6 protein-coding genes and 1 pseudogene are annotated in these 3962 nt (G+C 61.4%); 2 read left to right on the top strand and 5 right to left on the bottom strand.

The genetic code is table 11. From position 1 onward, the window contains the following. Positions 1–553, top strand: a 553-nt coding sequence (locus tag ACGVJ8_RS05935) for a coproporphyrinogen III oxidase (protein WP_392346315.1), incomplete at its 5' end; no start/stop codon positions are given. Here ACGVJ8_RS05935 and ACGVJ8_RS05940 read toward each other — a convergent pair. From ACGVJ8_RS05940 to ACGVJ8_RS05950, 3 genes are read right to left on the bottom strand one after another with little or no spacing between them, the layout of a single operon-like run. Next, positions 550–1395 (bottom strand): N-acetylmuramoyl-L-alanine amidase, encoded by an 846-nt coding sequence (locus ACGVJ8_RS05940; protein WP_392346317.1) that lies wholly within the window; start codon positions 1393–1395, stop codon positions 550–552. The genes ACGVJ8_RS05935 and ACGVJ8_RS05940 overlap by 4 nt on opposite strands. Positions 1396–1398: 3 nt before the next feature. Continuing rightward, on the bottom strand, positions 1399–1953 hold the full coding sequence (locus ACGVJ8_RS05945; RefSeq protein WP_392346319.1) for a cofactor assembly of complex C subunit B: 555 nt from the start codon (positions 1951–1953) through the stop codon (positions 1399–1401). 50 nt (positions 1954–2003) lie between these two features. Then, complete coding sequence (locus ACGVJ8_RS05950; protein ID WP_115010493.1) at positions 2004–2387, bottom strand: helix-turn-helix transcriptional regulator; 384 nt, start codon at positions 2385–2387, stop codon at positions 2004–2006. Between the two features lie 115 nt (positions 2388–2502). Between ACGVJ8_RS05950 and ACGVJ8_RS05955 the strand changes: the two genes are divergently transcribed. Next, entirely contained in the window at positions 2503–3147 is a 645-nt protein-coding gene (locus ACGVJ8_RS05955) for a ribonuclease D (RefSeq protein WP_392346321.1), read from the top strand. 9 nt (positions 3148–3156) lie between these two features. Here the strand turns inward: ACGVJ8_RS05955 and ACGVJ8_RS05960 are convergent, their stop codons facing one another. Continuing rightward, the gene (locus tag ACGVJ8_RS05960; protein WP_392346323.1) at positions 3157–3414 is read right to left on the bottom strand and encodes a hypothetical protein; all 258 of its coding nucleotides are present in this window, start codon (positions 3412–3414) and stop codon (positions 3157–3159) included. 19 nt (positions 3415–3433) lie between these two features. Next, positions 3434–3962, bottom strand: a pseudogene (locus ACGVJ8_RS05965) (sugar synthetase); the annotation flags it as partial.

Genomic DNA, 3962 nt, shown 5'->3' on the forward strand with positions numbered 1-3962 from the left:
TCTGCACAAGGTGTTCAAGCCCTGGTGCGATGAGTACTTCTATTTGAAGCACCGCGGTGAAACCCGCGGTGTTGGCGGCATCTTCTACGACTACCAAGATGCCAATGGCACGCTCTACAAGGGCCAGGATCCCTCCGGTCCTGCGGCTCAGATGTCAGCCCGTTTGGGAGCTCGGCCGTTGAGTTGGGAGCAGCTGTTCTCCTTAGGGCACGCCAACGGCAGAGCCTTCCTTCCCGCCTATACCCCCATCGTGGAGAAGCGCCATCCGATGGCCTATGGCGATCGCGAGAGGGAGTTTCAGCTCTATCGCCGGGGCCGTTATGTGGAGTTCAACCTGGTCTGGGACCGTGGCACGATCTTCGGCCTGCAGACCAATGGACGGACGGAATCGATCCTGATGTCTCTGCCTCCGCTGGTGCGTTGGGAGTACGGCTACACCGCAGAGGCTGGATCACGGGAGGCCCTGCTGACCGAACTGTTCATCAAGCCTCAGGACTGGCTGGGTGATGCCTCGCTGGATGAACGTTGTCGCCCCCATGGAGCGATCAACTAACTGACGCCTTGAACGAGCGCGTTCACCACGCGCTCGGCCAGGCAGCTCACCGTGTGCTCCCTTGAGCTCGGATCCCTCAGTTTCGTTTCGAGGGGAGGTTCAAGCATGGCGATTTCAAGAATTCCGATGCCGCGACGTGGACCGCCAAGGCCTCCGCGGAAAAGGCGTGGGTAGCGCCCAAACGCTTGGGCCAGGTTTTCATCGACGACGCTTAGTTCACGCACATTTGCGAGCACCGGAATCAGGCCGGAGCCGAAGCCATGGGGCCGGTAGGCATCGAAATGGATCTCCAGAACGTATTCACCACGCTCCGAAAAGACCTTGGCCTTTGACCAGTTGGTGGCAGGGTCATCGTCGTTCGCGATGCTGATGGAAGGAGGTGTGTAGGCGCGGATGTTCAAGCCACGGGCTTGGCCTTGGCTCACCACAGCGGCCTGAACCTGGCGATTCCAGAACAGCTCATCGCGAATGTCCGGTTGCATCGGTGGTCGCTTCTGCTGAACCACGGCATATCCAGGGGTTCCGGGACTGGCAGTCCCCTGGGAGTCGGCATGTCCTGCCATAACGACGATCGGCAGGTTGGTCTGCACAGGGCTTCGCCCGACCCAGCTCCCGGGTTTCTTTGTGCGTGGGCCTAGCAGGGGATCTGGCGTGGTGGGCTCGGGACAGGGCTCCGGCGATTCCGGTGCTGGTTGCTCTGCTGGTTCGTTGCTGAGCTCGGCTGTGCCAAGCAAGTTGTGCTGTTCCGTAGCCTTGGTCATCGCGAGGCTTGCCAGCGACAGGCTTGTGATGGCAAGCCCTGTGGCGAAGCGACGCCGTCGCATCCAGGCCGGCAGATGCATGGTTCAGATCGGAGAAGAGAGTAGGCCCCCATTGCTGGCGAGTTGCAGGGTCTCAGCCAGTTCCAGTTCGATGGCGATCAATTCGTCCCGATGGGCCCGCAGACGAATGGCACTGCCCTCTCCCTCGGGAGCCGGCAGCAATTGCAGTTCCAGGGCCTCTGTGCGAGCCGCCCGCCGCGAGTACAGAGCTCCTGCCAGAGGACCAAAGCCGATCAGCAGCAGAGGCCACCAGTGCAGTTGAGGTACCAGCTGACGCAGGACCAGGCCGAAGCAGGCGGAGCCAATGGCGGCCAGTACCGACAGCAACACCGCCAGGAGTTGGCTGGAGGCCACTTTCCCCTTGAAGCGGAGCACCTGCCGCTCTGCATCGCCGCCATCTCGGCTCCAACCGCGATCCTCCAACCAGCTACTGAGCCCGTCGAGAACGGTGATGGGGGGTTGGGGAGACATCACATCCACCACCGTTGTTCGGTCTTTGCTGGCTGCGCGCAAAAAGAACACCAGGCCAATCGCCAACAGAACAATCAGCAGGAGGGTGGATTGGAATCCTGCAGGCATGGCATCCCGGTGGTGTTCAACCTTTTTAAGCCTTGCGCCGGCTGAATCGCTTAGTTCAAGGCGAACCGGTGGGAGTCCAGCCAGCTGCGCCAGGGCTGCATCAGTCGCTCGGCTTCGCCGCGCGCATCAGATTCAAGATGCAGCATGCGCCGCGGCCGTCCGCGACTCGGGCAGCGTTGGGTGTAACTGCTGATGGAGCCTTGTTGCTCAAGGAACTCCAGGGCCTGTTGCAGCACGGTTTCAGAAAGCCGCAGTTGTGGCTCCTCTCGGATCAGTTTCTGTAGGAGTCCGGAGGGGTAGTTGTCGTCTTTAAGCAAGCACTCGAGAATCCAGCAGACAGCCAGTTCGAGGTCGAGGAATTGCGGCGGCGGCTGATGGAAGTACTGCTCGATGTCTGCCAGACAGGTGCGCGAAGGCTTTCTGCGAGAGAACACAGGTGCGGGACGACTTGACCAATCAAAAGCGATCTCATTTCGAGGTTCAAGAGGAGAGTCTTGAGGCTTGCTGTGGAGGCGGTTGGCCACACTGGCCCCATCCCTTCCTGCAGTCATGGCTGAGAAGTCGTCATCCCCAGCGAAATTCGCCGTTTTTGATCGCGATCTCGATGCAGCTTGGACGGAGCGTTACCTGCAGTCCCCGCGGCTTGCCGTTGACACCGAAGCGATGGGGCTGATCCATGGGCGTGATCGGCTTTGTCTGGTTCAGATCGCCGACGCCGAGGACCGTGTGGCCTGCGTCCGCATTGGCCTGGGCCAGACGGAGGCAGCCAACCTCAAGCGTCTGTTTGAGGCGTCCACGGTGGAGAAGGTGTTTCACTTCGCCCGTTTCGATGTGGCCGCGCTTGCTGCCGGTTTGGGGATCAAAGTGAACCCCGTGTTCTGCACCAAGGTCGGCAGTCGGCTCGGCCGCACGTACACCCCCCGCCATGGCCTCAAGGATCTGGTGATGGAATTGGTCGGTGTTGAGTTGGACAAGGGCGCCCAGAGCAGTGACTGGGGTCGAGTGGACGAACTCACGGATGCTCAGCTGGCCTATGCCGCCAACGATGTGCGCTATCTGCTGCCAGCCCGCGAGCGCTTGGAGCAGATGTTGCGGAGGGAAAGGCGCTGGGATCTGGCGCAACGCTGCTTTCAGTGCGTTCCGGTGGTTGCCGAGCTGGATCGGCTGCGTTTTCACCAGATCTTTGAGCACTGAGGCTGGAGCTCAGTCTTCCAGCATGAAGTTGCCGTCGCCTTCGCTGTTCTCGAGCAACGCGTCCAGCTGACGGGCGTGGTCACAGTTGTCCTTGTCGAGGGCGGCCAGCATGGATTCAGCCATCGCTTGCCGTCCTTCCACATCGCGATGACCTTCACGGGCCGCGGCCTGTTCCACCTGGCGCCGGGCACTGGCAAGGCTAATGCTCAGTCGACTCGCCAACTGGGCACAAAGTTTGACGAGGGTGGGGTCTTGAATCGCGGCCATCGCAACCAACCGGGGATCTTCAGTATCCGTTGAAGCGATCCAGGATCAGGCTTGCCAGCTGATCGCTTCCCCCTGCTGGCCCCATCCGCTGCGTACCGATTCGTCCCAGATGGGAGCGGAGTGCCGGGTCAGCCAGCAGGTATTCGAGCCATCTGGTGAGTTCGGATTCGTCAGAGCACGGACGAACTGCTCCCCCCAATAGGCGGCTCTGACGGTGGGCGAAGCCTGGCTTGAACTGCGGCCCTGGTCCCGGTAGGGACAGGGCTGGAATGCCCAGACCCACGAGTTGTTCTGTCGCTGTTCCGGCGGTGGCGATGCCGACTTCTGCCCAGCCGGCCCATTGGTCAAAGCAACCTCGCCCGATGAGCACCAGACAGGCTCCTTTCACCCAGCACGCTTCGGCACCTAGTTGGTCCGAAGGCGGAAGGCTGCGTCGAAAACCCAGTTGTTCAAGACTGTCGCTCAGGGCCTCTGCATCGGGTTGGGCGCCCACGGCCACGAGCAGTGCCATCGGCACACGGCCGCGCAGCGCCATGGCGCTGCGCACC

The organism is Parasynechococcus sp. (assembly GCF_042954245.1).
Lineage (GTDB): Bacteria > Cyanobacteriota > Cyanobacteriia > PCC-6307 > Cyanobiaceae > Parasynechococcus.

What these genes read in the sequence shown, in the direction of transcription:
- ACGVJ8_RS05955 (WP_392346321.1), top strand. Translation starts at nt 2,503, where the DNA reads ATGGCTGAGAAGTCGTCATCCCCAGCGAAATTCGCCGTTTTTGATCGC.
- ACGVJ8_RS05940 (WP_392346317.1), bottom strand. Translation starts at nt 1,395, where the DNA reads ATGCATCTGCCGGCCTGGATGCGACGGCGTCGCTTCGCCACAGGGCTT.
- ACGVJ8_RS05960 (WP_392346323.1), bottom strand. Translation starts at nt 3,414, where the DNA reads ATGGCCGCGATTCAAGACCCCACCCTCGTCAAACTTTGTGCCCAGTTG.
- ACGVJ8_RS05945 (WP_392346319.1), bottom strand. Translation starts at nt 1,953, where the DNA reads ATGCCTGCAGGATTCCAATCCACCCTCCTGCTGATTGTTCTGTTGGCG.